Origin of the sequence: Paucibacter sp. Y2R2-4 (assembly GCF_025717535.1) — a bacterium.
In the GTDB taxonomy this organism is placed as follows: domain Bacteria; phylum Pseudomonadota; class Gammaproteobacteria; order Burkholderiales; family Burkholderiaceae_C; genus Paucibacter_A.
On sequence record NZ_JAJIRO010000002.1, the window covers coordinates 88,019 to 102,812 of the forward strand.

Annotated in this window: 12 protein-coding genes; 2 read left to right on the forward strand and 10 right to left on the reverse strand. The window is 62.8% G+C overall.

The genetic code is table 11. The annotated features are described in order from the left end of the window. Window positions 1–67: 67 nt before the first annotated feature. The 3 genes from LNV06_RS07315 to LNV06_RS07325 all read right to left on the reverse strand — a co-directional run bounded on the left by LNV06_RS07315 (window position 68) and on the right by LNV06_RS07325 (window position 2,964). A complete protein-coding gene (locus tag LNV06_RS07315; RefSeq protein WP_263537607.1) occupies window positions 68–1,357 on the reverse strand; it encodes a TIGR03862 family flavoprotein in 1,290 nt (429 codons plus the stop codon). A gap of 111 nt (window positions 1,358–1,468) precedes the next feature. Next, on the reverse strand, window positions 1,469–1,942 hold the full coding sequence (locus LNV06_RS07320) for a GNAT family N-acetyltransferase (protein WP_263537608.1): 474 nt from the start codon (window positions 1,940–1,942) through the stop codon (window positions 1,469–1,471). Next, window positions 1,942–2,964, reverse strand: coding sequence for an NADP-dependent oxidoreductase (locus LNV06_RS07325; protein ID WP_263537609.1), 1,023 nt, complete (start codon window positions 2,962–2,964; stop codon window positions 1,942–1,944). The genes LNV06_RS07320 and LNV06_RS07325 overlap by 1 nt, the downstream gene beginning before the upstream one ends. 391 nt (window positions 2,965–3,355) lie before the next feature. On the opposite strand from LNV06_RS07325, the gene LNV06_RS22555 reads away from it, so the two are divergent. After that, window positions 3,356–4,918 carry a methyl-accepting chemotaxis protein gene (locus LNV06_RS22555; RefSeq protein ID WP_318013455.1) on the forward strand — a complete coding sequence of 521 codons (1,563 nt, stop codon included), beginning with the start codon at window positions 3,356–3,358 and terminating at the stop codon, window positions 4,916–4,918. Window positions 4,919–5,044: 126 nt separating this feature from the next. Then, the gene (locus LNV06_RS07340; protein WP_263537610.1) at window positions 5,045–6,598 is read left to right on the forward strand and encodes a methyl-accepting chemotaxis protein; all 1,554 of its coding nucleotides are present in this window, start codon (window positions 5,045–5,047) and stop codon (window positions 6,596–6,598) included. Window positions 6,599–6,631: 33 nt separating this feature from the next. On the opposite strand, the gene LNV06_RS07345 is transcribed toward LNV06_RS07340, so the two are convergent. From LNV06_RS07345 to ntrC, 7 genes are all read right to left on the reverse strand, one after another. Next, window positions 6,632–7,102, reverse strand: a complete 471-nt coding sequence (locus LNV06_RS07345; RefSeq protein ID WP_263537611.1) for a PaaI family thioesterase — start codon at window positions 7,100–7,102, stop codon at window positions 6,632–6,634. 124 nt (window positions 7,103–7,226) lie between these two features. Next, entirely contained in the window at window positions 7,227–7,493 is a 267-nt protein-coding gene (locus LNV06_RS07350) for a hypothetical protein (RefSeq protein ID WP_263537612.1), read from the reverse strand. Window positions 7,494–7,514: 21 nt separating this feature from the next. Next, window positions 7,515–9,329, reverse strand: a complete 1,815-nt coding sequence (locus LNV06_RS07355) for an acyl-CoA dehydrogenase family protein (protein WP_263537613.1) — start codon at window positions 9,327–9,329, stop codon at window positions 7,515–7,517. 19 nt (window positions 9,330–9,348) lie between these two features. After that, window positions 9,349–9,765: a PaaI family thioesterase gene (locus tag LNV06_RS07360; protein WP_263537614.1), complete on the reverse strand. Its 417-nt coding sequence runs from the start codon at window positions 9,763–9,765 to the stop codon at window positions 9,349–9,351. Between the two features lie 2 nt (window positions 9,766–9,767). Continuing rightward, on the reverse strand, window positions 9,768–10,943 hold the full coding sequence (locus LNV06_RS07365; RefSeq protein WP_263537615.1) for an acetyl-CoA C-acyltransferase: 1,176 nt from the start codon (window positions 10,941–10,943) through the stop codon (window positions 9,768–9,770). A gap of 26 nt (window positions 10,944–10,969) precedes the next feature. Further along, window positions 10,970–13,078 carry a 3-hydroxyacyl-CoA dehydrogenase NAD-binding domain-containing protein gene (locus tag LNV06_RS07370; protein WP_263537616.1) on the reverse strand — a complete coding sequence of 703 codons (2,109 nt, stop codon included), beginning with the start codon at window positions 13,076–13,078 and terminating at the stop codon, window positions 10,970–10,972. Between the two features lie 184 nt (window positions 13,079–13,262). Beyond that, window positions 13,263–14,762 (reverse strand): nitrogen regulation protein NR(I), encoded by a 1,500-nt coding sequence (gene ntrC, locus LNV06_RS07375; protein ID WP_263537617.1) that lies wholly within the window; start codon window positions 14,760–14,762, stop codon window positions 13,263–13,265. Window positions 14,763–14,794: the final 32 nt, after the last annotated feature.

A 14,794-nucleotide genomic window follows, 5' to 3' on the forward strand; every position in this document is an offset into this window, starting at 1 on the left:
AGTCAACAAACCACACGCAACTAGGCCATTTGGCCTAGGTCACCACAAAAAGAGTGTGTCTTGCCTTTCAGGGATTGGCATTCAACCAGGCTGCCGCACCCTCGCCCGCCACCATGCCACTGGCCATGCAGGCGGTGAGCAAATAGCCGCCGGTAGGGGCTTCCCAGTCGAGCATCTCGCCAGCGCAAAACACGCCGGGCAGTTGCGTCAACATCAGGCCATCGTCCAGCTCCGGCAAGCGCACGCCGCCGGCGGTGCTGATGGCTTCGGCCACCGGCCTGGCCGAGCGCAGCCGCAAGGGCAAGCGCTTGAGGGTGGCGGCCAGGGTCGACACATCGGTGTAGTCCTGCTTGCTCAGCACCTCGTGCAACAAGGCCGCTTTCAAACCATCAATGCCCAAGCGGCTTTTCAGATGGGTGGACATGGAGCGAGTGCCGCGCGGCCGAGCCACCTCGGCGGCCACGAAGTCGACGCTGCGATCGGGCAGCAAGTCCAGATGGATCAAGGCTTCACCAAACTCGGCAATCTCCTCGCGCAGCAGGCTGCTGGCGGCATAGATCAAAGAGCCTTCCAGGCCGCCGGCAGTAATCACAAATTCACCCTGGCGGGTAAAGCTGCGGCCGCTCTGCCCTTCAAACTGCAAGGCCACCGGCTTGACCGGCAGACCGGCAAATTTCTCTACAAAGAAGGGGCTCCAGCCCGGGTTTGCGGCGTCTTGGCGGGCCAAGCCCAAATCAAACCCGCAATTGGCCGGGCGCAGGCCCGCGATGTCCACGCCGCGTGCGGCCAATAGAGGCACCCAACCGGCATTCGAGCCCAGCTGCGGCCATGAGGCGCCACCCAGGGCCAGCACCACTGCTTTGGCCGCCACACTGTGTTCTTGACCGGCATGGCCAAAGCGCAACTCCCGCGCTTCATTCCAACCCAACCAGTGGTGGCGCATATGAAAACGCACGCCCGAGGCGCGCAGCCGACTCAACCAAGCGCGCAGCAAGGGCGCCGACTTCATATCGACCGGAAAGACGCGGCCCGAACTGCCCACAAAGGTCTCAACGCCCAAGCCCAAAGCCCAGGCACGCAAGCCTGGGCCATCGAGGCGATCCAGCCATTGCTTGACCTCAGGGCAGGCCTCGCCATTGCCGCTGCTGAAGCGGCTGGCAAAAGCCTCGCCGACCTCCGAATGGGTCAAATTGAGCCCGCCCTTGCCGGCCAATAGAAACTTGCGTCCCACCGAGGCCATGGCGTCATACAAGTCCACCTCGATGCCTGCTGCGCGCAAGCGCTCGGCCGCCATCAAACCCGCTGGTCCGCCCCCGATGACGACGACATGGTGGGGAAGCTCGGACAAAGATGACATGGTGAATGAGGGCGCAGCGCGGGTAGAAAGACCCGCCAGTGTGCCAGAACGTGCCACCGGTGAGTCAATCACGAGCAAGCCCTCAGCCACCGAAAGGCGACCCTCGCGCCCTCAAACTTGGCGGGCGGGCCTTTGCATATCGATGTGCATGATGCCGTCTTCGTCATAGGGCGATGAGGTCTGCACAAAGCCCTGGCTGGCGTAGAAGTCCAGCAAATAGGCCTGCGCATTGATGGCAATCGCCTGGCCCGGCCAGAGGCGCTCGCACTCTGCAATCGCCTGCTGCATCAAAGCGCGACCCGCGCCCGTGCCTCGCGCGGCCGGCGCGCTGACCACGCGACCGATCTCCGGCAGCAGATGCGTCGGCCCTTTGGCCTGAGGCGGCAACAAGCGCGCATTGGCGAAGAGCTCACCGCTGTCTTCGTCATGCCCGAGCAGGTGCCAAGCCAACAGGTCCACACCGTCGGGGTCCAGGTACACGCAGGCCTGCTCCAACACAAAGACCTGCGAGCGCAAGGCCAGCGCCTGATACAGGGCCAGCGGGCTCAGGTCCTGCAGGCGCGCGCACGTCCAACGCAAGCCCATCAGACCAGCCTCACCAGTTGTTTGCCAAAGTTACGGCCCTTCAGCAAGCCCAAAAAGGCTTCGGGCGCGCTGGCCAGGCCTTCGCTGACGGACTCGCGGAACTTCAGCCGGCCGGTGGCCACCAGCGTGCCCAACTCCTTCAAGGCCTCGGGCCAGACCTCCATATGCTCGCTGACGATAAAGCCCTCAACCTTCATCCGATTCACCAGGATCAGCTGAGGCGCACTCATCGGAATCGGTTCGCCGTTGTAGCCAGCGATCATGCCGCACATGGCCACCCGGCTGAAGGCGTTGGCGCGGGACATCACCGCGTCCAAGATCAGGCCGCCGACGTTCTCAAAATAGCCGTCGATGCCGTCCGGGCAGGCGGTCTTCAGAGCCGCCGACAAAGACTTCACATCGGCATGCGGCTTGTAATCGATGCAGGCATCAAAGCCCAGTTCTTCCTGCACGTAACGGCATTTCTCCGCGCCGCCCGCCAGGCCCACCACTCGCGCACCGCGGGCCTTGGCCAGTTGCCCCACCACCGAGCCCACCGCGCCACTGGCGGCGCTCACCACCACCGTCTCGCCGGCCTTGGGATTGATGATCTTGACCAAGCCATACCAGGCGGTCACGCCGGGCATGCCCACGGCGCCCAAAAACGCCGACAAAGGAATATGGGTGGCATCGACCTTTTGCAGCATACCGCGCTGGCTGGCATCGACGATGAAGTAGTGTTGCCAGCCGCCCATGCCCACGACCTTGTCACCGACGGCGAAGCTGGCATTTTTGGAAGCGACGACCTCGCCCACCGTGCCACCCAACATCACCTCGTTCAAGGGCTGCGGCTGGGCGTAGCTCTTACCCTCGTTCATGCGGCCGCGCATATAGGGGTCCAGGCTCAGGAAATGGTTTCGCACCAAGACCTGGCCGTCCTGCAACTCAGGCATGGCGACTTCCACGAGCCTGAAGTTGTCCGCACTGGCCTCGCCATGCGGGCGTGAGACCAGCTGAATTTGTGGATTGATGGTGACACTCATGGCAATCAAACTCCTCGATCAATGGCGGGTGCCGCCTGATGCAGATTAGCGCCTACCCGCTGCGGCAGGCACTTCGACATCCGGCACCGGATAGGCCTGCATTGAATCATGCAGGAGGCCCGAAATAGGTCTGGGCGGCGACATTTCAGCACGATCGTGCTTTTTTGTTGCCCATCAAGGGGCGATGCCTCGCCCAGCCTCGGCATTCAAGTTCCCCGCGCCGGGGCCGATAGCCCGACATGCGTCCTTGATGGATGCGCGAGGCCTCATGCGGCGGCAGTTTGAAACATCCGCCCTCGCATGGCGCCGAAGTGTGCCCTCTTTGCCAGCCAGCCTTGTGCGAATTTTCGCGACAGGGTTCCGCCAGCCCGATAAGACAGGAGCCCGTTTCATGAATCTGTCCAACTACAAAATCGCCACCAAGCTGATCGCGGCGTTTTTGCTGATCTCCGCCCTTGGCGCGCTGATTGGCACTTTGGGTCTTTTCAATATGCGCGCCATGGCCCAAGCGGCCGACGAAATGTTCGAGAAAGAACTGCTCGGCGTCTCGCTGATCAAAGAGGCCAATATCGACCTTCTTTATGTCGGCAGAGACGCTCGAAACGCCTTGCTGGCTACCACGCCGGAGGTGCGCAACAAGGCACGGACCAACCTGCGCAAGAACCTCGATCTGATCAAGAGCAATATGGGAAAAGCCGAGCCCTTATTCTGGAGCGAAAAGGGCAAAGCCGAGTTCGGCAAGCTCAAGGGCATGTGGTCCGAATATGAGTCGGTCCTGAATACGCTGGACGGAAAGCTAGCGGATGACTCCTTAGCGGGTAATGCGGAGGCCGTGGACTATCTATTCAAGAGCTTCGCCCCCGTAGTCAACAAGGTCGACGACCAAATGACTACTCTGTCCCAACTGAAAGAGGCCAATGCCAAGCGCGTCAATGATGAAACCGAAGCCACCTACCTGAGCAGCCGCAATTTCACCCTGGCCTTGATCGTGCTGGGCGTGGCCGGAGGTATTGCCCTGGGCCTGCTGATCAGCCGCAATGTGGTGAGCTCGCTGCAAACTGCGCTGGGCGCCGCCGAGCGCATGAGCGAAGGCGATATGAGCCAGCCGCTACAAGCCCAAGGCCGGGACGAAACTGCCGACCTCTTGCGCGCCCAGGAAAGCATGCGCCAGCGCCTGCAAGACATCGTCACCCAGGTGCGCGACAACGCCGAGAGCGTAGCCACCGGCAGCGGCCAGATTGCCCAAGGCAATGCCGACCTGAGCCAGCGCACCGAAGAGCAAGCCAGCGCGCTGGAGCAAACCGCCGCCACCATGGACGAGCTCAGCTCCACCGTGCGCAACAACGCAGACAACGCCAAGCAGGCCAATCAATTGGCGCTGGGCGCTTCGCAGGTCGCCATGCAAGGGGGCGAGGTGGTGGGCCAGGTGGTGGAGACGATGAAGGGCATCAACGACAGCTCGAAGAAGATCTCCGACATCATCAGCGTCATTGACGGCATCGCCTTCCAGACCAATATCTTGGCGCTGAACGCGGCTGTCGAAGCCGCACGCGCTGGCGAGCAAGGGCGCGGCTTTGCGGTGGTAGCCAGCGAGGTGCGTTCACTGGCGCAGCGCAGCGCCGAAGCCGCCAAAGAGATCAAGGTCTTGATCAACGCCAGCGTCGAGCGGGTCGAGCAAGGCACGGCCTTGGTGGACAAAGCCGGCGTGACCATGGACGAGATCGTCAGCGCCATCCGACGCGTCACCGATATCGTCGGCGAGATCAGCTCGGCCAGCACCGAGCAAAGCTCGGGCATTGCCCAGGTCGGCGAGGCCATCACCCAGATGGACAAGGTCACCCAGCAAAACGCGGCCCTGGTGGAAGAAAGCGCGGCCGCCGCCGAGAGTCTGCGTGGACAAGCCGCTCAGCTGGTGCAGGCGGTGGCCGTCTTCAAACTCAGCCAGCAACGCTGAGCCAGCGTTGCCGCCGACAAACACCTATTGCTTCAAAACCACAGCCAAGCCCCGGCAAACCCTGCGAGCAGCGGGGCTTGAAAACAGACAGAATCAACCATCGCATGCATCGCAGGAGCCCGCAACATGCAACTTTCCGACTACAAAATTTCCACCAAGCTGGTGGCCGCCTTCTGTGCCGTCGCGCTGATTGGCGCCGCACTCGGCGGCTTCGCGATCTTCAATATGAAGCGCATCAACGATGCGGACACCCAGCTGTACGAACAACAACTGGTCGGCGTTTCCCTGATCAAAGAAGCCAATGCGCAGCGCCTGCAAGCACTGGTAGCGGTGCGCGAGGCACTGCTGGCCACCGATGCGCAAGAGCGGGATCAGGCCCTGCGCCTGATGAGCGACTCGCGCAAGAAATGCGGCGAGCTGCTGGATCAAGCGTCTAAGCTGCAACTCGACAGCAAAGCCCGCGACAACACCAACAAGCTGCGCGCGCTGTGGGAGAAAGATCAGCAGATCGCCCAAGAGCTGCTGGCCCGGATTCAGAAGACCGATCTGAGTGGCTCCAATGAGGCGATCAAATACATCAAGTCCGATGTCACGCCGCAAGGCATCTTGGTCGACCAAGCGCTCAGCGCCTTGTCGCTACAAAAAGAGACCGATGCCAAGGCGGTCTCAGACGCCAATGACGAGCTTTATCACAGCAGCCGCAATATGACCGTAGTGCTGATCGTGCTGGGCGTGGTAGTCGGCGTCGGCTTGGGCTTGAGCATCAGCCGCAATGTCACCCAACCGCTGGCCCGTGCCGTGGAAGGCGCGCAAGCCATGAGCGACGGCGATATGACGGTGCGCTTTGACGTCAGTGGCCGCGATGAAACTTCGCAATTGCTGCAGGCCTTGGACCATATGCGTGAACGGCTGCGTGAGATTGTCTCCACGGTGCGTGGCAATTCGGAGAGCGTGGCCACCGGCAGCGGCCAGATTGCCCAGGGCAATGCCGACCTGAGCCAACGCACCGAAGAGCAAGCCAGCGCGCTGGAGCAAACCGCGGCCACCATGGACGAGCTCAGCTCCACCGTACGCAATAACGCCGACAACGCCAAGCAAGCAAATCAACTCGCCCTGGGTGCCTCGCAAGTGGCCAGCCAAGGCGGCGATGTGGTCGGCGAAGTCGTCGAGACCATGAAGGGCATCAATGACAGCTCGAAGAAGATCTCCGACATCATCAGCGTCATTGACGGCATCGCCTTCCAGACCAATATTTTGGCGCTGAACGCGGCGGTGGAAGCCGCCCGCGCCGGTGAGCAAGGCCGCGGCTTCGCGGTGGTGGCCAGCGAGGTTCGCTCACTGGCGCAGCGCAGTGCCGAAGCGGCCAAAGAGATCAAGGTCTTGATCAATGCCAGCGTCGAGCGGGTCGAGCAAGGCACCGTCTTGGTCGACAAGGCCGGCGTGACGATGACCGAAATTGTCACTGCCATCCGCCGCGTCACCGACATCGTCGGCGAGATCAGCTCGGCCAGCTCCGAGCAAAGCTCAGGCATTGCCCAGGTGGGCGAGGCCATCACGCAGATGGACAAGGTCACCCAGCAAAACGCCGCCTTGGTGGAAGAAAGTGCAGCCGCCGCCGAAAGCCTGCGTGTCCAGGCCGATCAGTTGGTGCAGGCGGTGGCTATCTTCAAGCTGCGCTAAAGGCCTGAGAGGCCCAGGCCGAGGAAGCAGTACTCAGTCCTCGGCCCTTTGCAAGGGCTTGATGCTGCGGCCGCGCCCCGGCAAGGCCTTCAGGTATTTGAAAGTGGCGGTGGCGTGGGCGCAGAGCTTGCCGTCCTCCCCAATCACCCGGCCCTCGCAAAAAGCCAGGGTCACCGTGTGATCCAAGAGCTTGGCGATGGCGCGCAGCTCGCCCTCGCCAGGCCGCATGAAAGAGGTCTTCATCTCAATGGTGACCACCCCGGGGCCCATGCCGTTCTCGCCCATATGGATGCTGCGCGCCGCATGCGCCATGGCCACGTCCAGCATGGTCATCAAGACCCCGCCATGGGCCACTTCCCATGAATTGAGATGCCCCTCGTTCAGGTCGACCCGCAACTCGGCCTGACCGTCGCCCATGCTGTGCAACTCCAAACCCAGTTGTTCAACAAAGGGGATGCGCACCGGGAATTTCAAAGCGGATTTGGCGTTCTTGCGGTCTGACATGAGGCGACTTGATCAAATACGATAAGGAGTGAGCAGGCCCAACTTGCATGAGCAAAGGGCGCAGCAGCAAGTGCAGCTCCTATCATCGCCGAAACGAGCGGGCCTAGCGCCGCTAGCCTCAGTCTCACTTCCAGCGCGAGCGCAGCCAGATCACCACGACGCCGGCCGCCACGGCAATCGCGCCTTTGGCCAAGAGGAAGTACCCAAGCACCTCAGCGTCGGTCATGCCGTCTCCTTTGCCACCCAGGCTGTGTGGCCCGAACTGCAGCACTGCCAGGCCCAGCACAAAGACCAGCAGGCCGCCATAAACCAAGATCCAAACCAGCCGCTCCATCCACAGCAAGGCCTGCGCGCTGCGCCCCGACTTGCCAAGCTCTTCTTCACCGGCCATGCCCTGCCTCTCAAAAATCAATCAAAACCAAGCGTCTGCCATGTCTTTGCACAAGGGCTCGCGGCGGCTGACCACCGCCAACCAAGCCTCGATCTTGGGCAGCTCATAAGCATAAAAATAACGGCAAGCGGCTTGCTTGCCTTGGGCGAAGTCACTGCCCTGCCCGGCCGTCAAGGCCAGATCCAACCAGACCCAGGCTAGCACCAAATGGCCAAAAGCCTGCAAGTAAGGCGTGGCATTGGCCAGGGCTTCTTCCGGCTCGCCGCTGCTCCAGGCTTGCTTGGTGGCGCGGCCGACGCGGGCCATGGCGGCCGCCAAGGCATTGCCCATCTCATCCAGACCGGGCTGCTGCAGAGCAGCCTCGATCGTGCGATTGATGCGCGTGGCCAGCGCCATCAGCGCCCGCCCGCCCTGCATCAGCACCTTGCGGCCCAAGAGGTCCAGGCCATGAATGCCGTGCGTGCCCTCGTGAATCATGTTCAGGCGGTTGTCGCGCCAATACTGCTCCACCGGAAAGTCGCGGGTGTAGCCATAGCCACCCAAGACCTGGATGGCCAGCGAGTTCGCCTCCAAGCCCCATTCGCTGGGCCAACTCTTGACGATGGGGATCAAGACCTCCAGCACCAGGCGGGCCTCTTCTGCAGCCTCAGCTTCGCCGGTGTGCTGCTCGTCCACCAGCCGCGCACAAAGCAAGGCCAGGGCCAGCGCGCCTTCCACATAGCTCTTTTGCGCCAAGAGCATGCGTTTGACGTCGGCATGCTCAATGATGGGCCGCTGCGGCTGCGAGGCGTCTTTGCCGCCCACGCCGACAGGCCGGCCTTGTGGCCGCTGGCGTGCATAAGCCAAGCTGGCTTCATAGCCGGCATAGCCCAGCATCGCAGCCCCCAGGCCAACGCCGATGCGCGCCTCGTTCATCATGTGGAACATGCACTTCAGGCCTTCGCCGGGCTGTCCGACCAGATAGCCCACGGCGCCGGCTTGGCCTCCAGGCAAGAACTGACCCTCGCCAAAATTCAACAAGCAGTTGCTGGTGCCGCGAAACCCCAGCTTGTGGTTCAGGCCAGCCAGCGCCACATCATTGCGCTCGCCACTCAGCTGGCCATCGGCCCTCACCATGCGCTTAGACACGATGAAGAGCGAGATGCCTTTGGCGCCCGGTATGGTCTGGCCATCCGGCCCGGCAATCTTGGCCAGCACCAGATGCACGATGTTCTCGCGCAACTCGTGCTCGCCACCCGAGATCCACATCTTGTGGCCTTTGAGGCGGTAGCGCGGACCTAGGGGCTCCTCGGCAAAGTCCGCGCCGTCTGGGAGGGCGCGAGTGCTGATGTCGGACAGCGAAGACCCCGCTTGCGGCTCGCTCAAGCACATGGTGCCAAACCAGCGCCCGGCGAACTGCGCTTGCGCGAAAACCTCGCGCTGCCTGGGGCTGCCATGGGCCATCAGAAGATTGGCATTGCCGCTGGTCAACATGGCGTAGGCGCCGATCGACACATTGGCCTTGCTGAAGAAGGCATTGGCGGCCATCTCGATCACGCAAGGCAGCTGCATGCCGCCCCATTCATGATTCTGCGAGGCGGCCAACATGCCAGAGGCCACATAGGCGTCCAGTGCCGCCAGCGTGCCTTCGGGCAGAAGCACCCGCTCGCCGTCAAAGCGCGGCTCCTGGGTGTCGGTGAGGCGATTGATGGGGGCGAACTTGTCTCGTGCAATGCGCTCGCAAGTGTCCAGCACCGCTGCAAAGGTCTCGGCCGAATGCTCGGCAAAACGATCGCGCTGGTTCAGGTTTTGCACCTGCAGCCAGTCATTGAGCAAGAAGTCCAAGGTCTGGCGCATGATGGAAAAACCTCCGGTCTCAGGCCTGTTTGACGATGGTGCCCTGGGCCAGGGCGCAGAGTTTTTCCAGTTCGTCCTGCACCGCGAACACCTCACAGCGGCACACGGCTTGCGTCTTGCTCACTGCCTCGGCATGGGCTCGCACAATCAGGCGCTCCCCAACACCGGGCCGCACATAGTTGATTTTGAATTCCGAGGTCAGCACCGGCGCGTGCAAGGCGCTGCCGCCGGCAAAGGTCAAGGCGTTATCGGCCAGATAGCTGATGACGCCGCCGTGGGCAAAGCCGTCTTGTTGTTTGAGCTGATCGGTCAAGCGCAATTCCAGCTGCACCTTGCCGGGCGAAAACGCCGTCAGCTCGGCGCCCAGCAGGACGCTGAAGCCCTGCTGAGCCAAGACGGCGCGGCCCATGGCCAAAAACTCTTCCGGGCTGAGCATGCTCACAAGACCTCGAACACGCCGGCCGCACCCATGCCGCCGCCGATGCACATGGTCACGCAGACCCGCTTGGCGCCGCGACGCTTGCCCTCGATCAAGGCATGACCGGTCAAGCGCTGACCCGACACGCCGTAAGGGTGACCCACCGCGATGGCGCCGCCATTGACATTGAGCTTGTCCATCGGAATACCCAGGGTGTCGGCGCAGTACAGCACTTGCACCGCAAAGGCTTCGTTCAATTCCCACAAGTCGATGTCGGCCACCGTCAGGCCCAGGCGTTTCAAGACCTTGGGCACGGCGAAGACCGGGCCAATGCCCATTTCATCGGGCTCACAGCCGGCCACCGCAAAGCCCAGGAAGCGCCCCAGCGGCTGCAGACCGTGGCGCTCGGCATAGCTTTCACTGGCCAAGACACAAGCCCCGGCCCCGTCGGAAAACTGGCTGGCATTGCCGGCCGAAATCAGACCGCCGGGCATGGCCGAACGCAGGTCTTTGATGGCCTCATAAGTGGTGCCCTCGCGCAGGCCTTCATCGGCGCTCACGGTCACTTCACGCGTCATCAAGCCCATCAGCTTGTCGGCCACACCCATGGTCACGGTGATGGGCGCCAACTCGGCGCTAAAAAGCCCAGCGGCCTGAGCGGCGCAGGCTCGCTGCTGGCTCTGCGCGCCGTACTGGTCCATGCGCTCGCGGCCGATCTTGTAGCGTTGCGCCACGTTCTCGGCGGTCTGCAACATATTCCAGTAGATCTCGGGCTTGGCTTTGAGCAGCACCGGGTCGGTGCTCATATGGCGGTTCGCCTCGTTCTGCACGCAGGAAATACTCTCCACGCCGCCGGCCACATAAACATCACCTTCACCGGCCATGATGCGCTGCGCCGCCATGGCGATGGTCTGCAAACCGCTGGAGCAAAAACGATTGACGGTGACACCGCTGACCGACACCGGCAGGCCGGCGCGCAAGGCGATTTGCCGCGCGATATTGCTGCCGGTGGCGCCTTCGGGCGCAGCGCAGCCCATCAAAACGTCTTCGATGTCGGCTGCTTGCACGCCGCTGCGGGCCACGGCGGCGGCCACCGCATGGCCACCCAAGGTGGCGCCGTGGGTCATATTGAAGGCGCCCTTCCAGCTCTTGGCCAGGGGCGTACGGGCGGTCGAAGCAATCAGTGCTTTGCTCATGGTATGGATTCCTTTGGCGATGCGGCTCAGCCGGTGAAAGAGCCGCCTTCGGCGACCAGACGGGCCAGCAGCGGCGCGGGCTCCCAGAACTTCGCGTCATCCAGCGGGTTCTTGGCAAAGCGCTTCATCGCCTGCAGCACATTGAACAAACCGACCGTGTCGGCGTAGCACATCGGGCCACCGCGCCAGAGCGGGAAGCCGTAGCCGGTCAGGTAGACCATGTCCACGTCTGAGGCCCTTTGGGCAATGCCCTCCTCCAGCAAACGCGCCCCTTCATTGACCAGGGCAAACACCAAGCGCTGCACGATTTCATCGTCGCTGATGCTGCGCGCGCTGATGCCCAAAGCCGAGCGGTGCTGAGCCAGCATGTCGGCGACGACGGCCGAAGGCAAGGCCTCACGTTTGCCCTCTATGTAGTCATACCAACCGGCCTGCGTCTTCTGACCAAAACGACCCAGTTCACACAGTCGATCGGCGCTGGCCGAGTAGCGCAGGCCCGGCTGCTCCTGATAGCGGCGCTTGCGTATCGCCCAGCTGATGTCATTGCCGGCCAGGTCCGACATGCGGAACGGCCCCATGGCAAAACCAAACTTCTCCAAAGCGCGATCCACCTGGCTGGGGCTGCAGCCCTCGTCCAGCAAGAAGCCGGCCTGACGGAAATACTGCTCGATCATGCGGTTGCCGATGAAGCCGTCGCACACGCCCGAGACCACCGCCGTCTTGCGGATCTTCTTGGCCAAGGCCATCACCGTGGCCAAGACATCCTTGGCCGTCGCCGCACCGCGCACCACTTCCAAGAGCTTCATCACATTGGCCGGGCTGAAGAAATGCAAGCCCAGCACGTCTTGCGGACGCTGGGTGAACTGGGCGATGGTGTTGATGTCCAACGTGGAGGTGTTGCTGGCCAGAATGGCGCCGGGCTTCATCACCGCATCCAGCTGTTTGAACACCGCCTCTTTGACGCCCATCTCTTCAAACACCGCCTCGATCACCAGATCGGCCTGGGCGATGTCGGCATAGTTCAGCGTGCTGCTGAGCAGGCCCATGCGCTGCTGGAACTTATCTTCCTTCAGCTTGCCCTTTTTGACCTGGGCTTCGTAGTTTTTTCGGATGGTGGCCAGGCCACGGTCCAAGGCGTCCTGCTGGGTTTCCAAAATGATAACGGGGATGCCGGCATTCAAGAAGTTCATGCTGATGCCGCCACCCATGGTGCCCGCGCCGATGACGGCGACGCGCTCAATCTTGCGAAGCGGTGTGTCGCTGGGCACATCGGCAATCTTGCTGGCGGCGCGCTCGGCAAAAAACGCATGGCGCAGCGCCTTGGACTCAGGCGTCATCATCAGCGCGGCAAAGCCTTCGCGCTCGGCCCGGATGCCGTCGTCGAACTTCATCGTCACCGAGGCGGCCACGGCCTCCAGACAGCGCAGTGGGGCCGGGAAGTTGCGGCTTTGTGCGCCCACCATATTGCGTGCGAATTGGAAGTAAGCCTGCGGGTCGACTTGTGGGTCTGTCAGTTGAGCCTTCAAGTCACGCACCCGTGGCAAAGGCCGCTGCTGCGCCACTTCAGCCGCAAAAGCCAGCGCCTCCTCCAGCAGGTCGCCCTTTGCCATCCGGTGAAAGAGCTGTTGGCCCGGCACCTGAGCCAGCAACTCGCTGAGCACCGGCTCGCCGCTGACGATCATGTTCAGCGCCGGCTCCACGCCCAAAGCGCGCGGCAGGCGCTGCGTACCGCCCGCGCCGGGCAGCAGGCCGAGCTTGACTTCAGGCAGCGCGACTTTGGTGCCGGCCGCAGCGATGCGGTAGTGGCAGGCCAAGGCCAACTCCAAACCGCCGCCCATGCAGACCGTGTGAATGGCCGCAACCACGGGCTTGGCACAGGCTTCCACCAGCAAGACCAAGCTCAGCAGATTGGGTTCCGCCAAGGCCTTGGGGCTGCCGAACTCCTTGATGTCGGCCCCGCCCGAAAACGCGGCGCCTGCGCCGGTGATGACCAGAGCCTGCACGGCCGCGTCGGCCTCGGCTTGCTCAATGGCCGCGGCCACGGCTTGGCGGGTGGCCAAACCCAGGCCATTGACCGGCGGATTGTTCAAAGTGATCACGGCCACCGGGCCGCGAACTTGGTAGCTGGCTGTCATGCGCTGAAGTCCCCACAGATTGAATGACGATGGCTGGGCCATCGAACACCAAGGCAGTGAGGCTCGCGCCCAGAACTGCCCTGCAAAAATAGAACGATCGTTCGATTCTAGGCAGCAATCAGGCGGCAAAGATGTCCCAGCCGTGACAGCTGGGGTTTATGCGGAGCTCCAGCGAGACCCGAACTCAGGCGTCCAGCCCTAACTCTTGAATTTTGCGGGTGATGGTGTTGCGACCAATGCCCAGCTTTTGTGCCGCCTCGATGCGGCGCCCACGGGTCAGCTCCAGCGCGGCCAAGATCAGACTGGCCTCAAAGCGGCGCGTCAAAACATCCCAAACATCGGGCTCACCGGCAGCCAACAAGCGCCGTGCCTCGCGCGCCATTTCGGCCACCCAGGCGTCCGGGCCCGCACCAAAGCTGGGCATCACCGCCGCCACCGCGCTGGCTTGTGGCGCCGTGCTGCTTGCAGCGCTGCGGGACAGATCCGGCTCCTCCACCAAGGCCAGATCGACGGGCAGATTCGCAGCCGTGGGCTGCAGCAATTCCTGCGGCAAATCCTTGGCCTCGACCATCTGGCTGGGCGCCATCACGCTGAGCCAGTGGCAGATGTTTTCCAACTGCCGCACATTGCCGGGGAAGTCAAAACTGGTCAGCTGCGCCAAGGCGGCGTCGCTCAGGCGCTTGGCCTCCACGCCCAACTCGGCGGCACTGCGCTGCAAGAAGAAGCGCGCCAGCACCGGGATGTCTTCGCGGCGCTCGCGCAGCGCCGGCAGGCGCAGGCGAATCACATTCAGGCGGTGGAACAAGTCTTCACGAAACGCGCCTTGGCGCACCCGTGCTTCCAGATTTTGGTGGGTGGCTGCGATCACCCGCACGTTGCTGCGCAAAGGGCTGTGGCCGCCGACGCGGTAGAACTGGCCATCGGACAAGACCCGAAGCAGCCGGGTCTGCAACTCCAGCGGCATATCGCCGATTTCGTCCAAGAACAAGGTGCCGCCATCGGCTTGCTCAAAACGCCCGCGCCGGGTCGCTTGCGCGCCAGTGAAGGCGCCACGCTCATGGCCGAAGAGCTCGCTCTCGAGCAAATCCTTGGGGATGGCAGCCGTGTTGATGGCAACGAAGGGGCCTTCGGCGCGCGGGCTGTGCTTGTGCAGCGCGCGCGCCACCAACTCCTTGCCCGAGCCCGATTCGCCGGTGATCAAGACCGTCACATGGCTTTGGCTCAAGCGCCCAATGGCGCGAAACACATCTTGCATGGCCGGGGCCTGGCCCAGCATCTCGGGCACCTCGGCTGCCGACTCTTCGCCCTGGGCTTCTTCGCGCTGGCTTTCTTCTTGAGCGCGCCGAATCAGCTCCACCGCGCGCGGCAAATCAAAGGGCTTGGGCAGGTACTCGAAGGCGCCACCTTGGAAGGCGGAGACCGCGCTGTCCAGGTCGGAATAGGCCGTCATGATGATGACAGGCAGCTGCGGCAGCCGCGCCTTCACCTTGGCGAGCAAGTCAAGACCTGACCCCCCGGGCATGCGGATGTCGGAGACCAAGACCTGCGGACTGTCTTCGTCCAAGGCCGCCAGCAGATCGCGCGCATTGCTGAAGCAGCGCACCGGTAGGCCCTCGCGGGTGAGCGCTTTCTCCAGCACGAAGCGGATGGAATGGTCGTCGTCTACAACCCAGATCGATTTCATGCAAAGGCTTCCAAAGGCAATTCAGCGCGTCT

Coding starts and splice junctions, on each gene's coding strand:
- LNV06_RS07355 (WP_263537613.1), bottom strand. CDS start 9,329: ATGCGCCAGACCTTGGACTTCTTGCTCAATGACTGGCTGCAGGTGCAA.
- LNV06_RS07340 (WP_263537610.1), top strand. CDS start 5,045: ATGCAACTTTCCGACTACAAAATTTCCACCAAGCTGGTGGCCGCCTTC.
- LNV06_RS07325 (WP_263537609.1), bottom strand. CDS start 2,964: ATGAGTGTCACCATCAATCCACAAATTCAGCTGGTCTCACGCCCGCAT.
- LNV06_RS07365 (WP_263537615.1), bottom strand. CDS start 10,943: ATGAGCAAAGCACTGATTGCTTCGACCGCCCGTACGCCCCTGGCCAAG.
- LNV06_RS07360 (WP_263537614.1), bottom strand. CDS start 9,765: ATGCTCAGCCCGGAAGAGTTTTTGGCCATGGGCCGCGCCGTCTTGGCT.
- LNV06_RS07345 (WP_263537611.1), bottom strand. CDS start 7,102: ATGTCAGACCGCAAGAACGCCAAATCCGCTTTGAAATTCCCGGTGCGC.
- LNV06_RS07315 (WP_263537607.1), bottom strand. CDS start 1,357: ATGTCATCTTTGTCCGAGCTTCCCCACCATGTCGTCGTCATCGGGGGC.
- LNV06_RS07320 (WP_263537608.1), bottom strand. CDS start 1,942: ATGGGCTTGCGTTGGACGTGCGCGCGCCTGCAGGACCTGAGCCCGCTG.
- LNV06_RS22555 (WP_318013455.1), top strand. CDS start 3,356: ATGAATCTGTCCAACTACAAAATCGCCACCAAGCTGATCGCGGCGTTT.
- ntrC (WP_263537617.1), bottom strand. CDS start 14,762: ATGAAATCGATCTGGGTTGTAGACGACGACCATTCCATCCGCTTCGTG.
- LNV06_RS07350 (WP_263537612.1), bottom strand. CDS start 7,493: ATGGCCGGTGAAGAAGAGCTTGGCAAGTCGGGGCGCAGCGCGCAGGCC.
- LNV06_RS07370 (WP_263537616.1), bottom strand. CDS start 13,078: ATGACAGCCAGCTACCAAGTTCGCGGCCCGGTGGCCGTGATCACTTTG.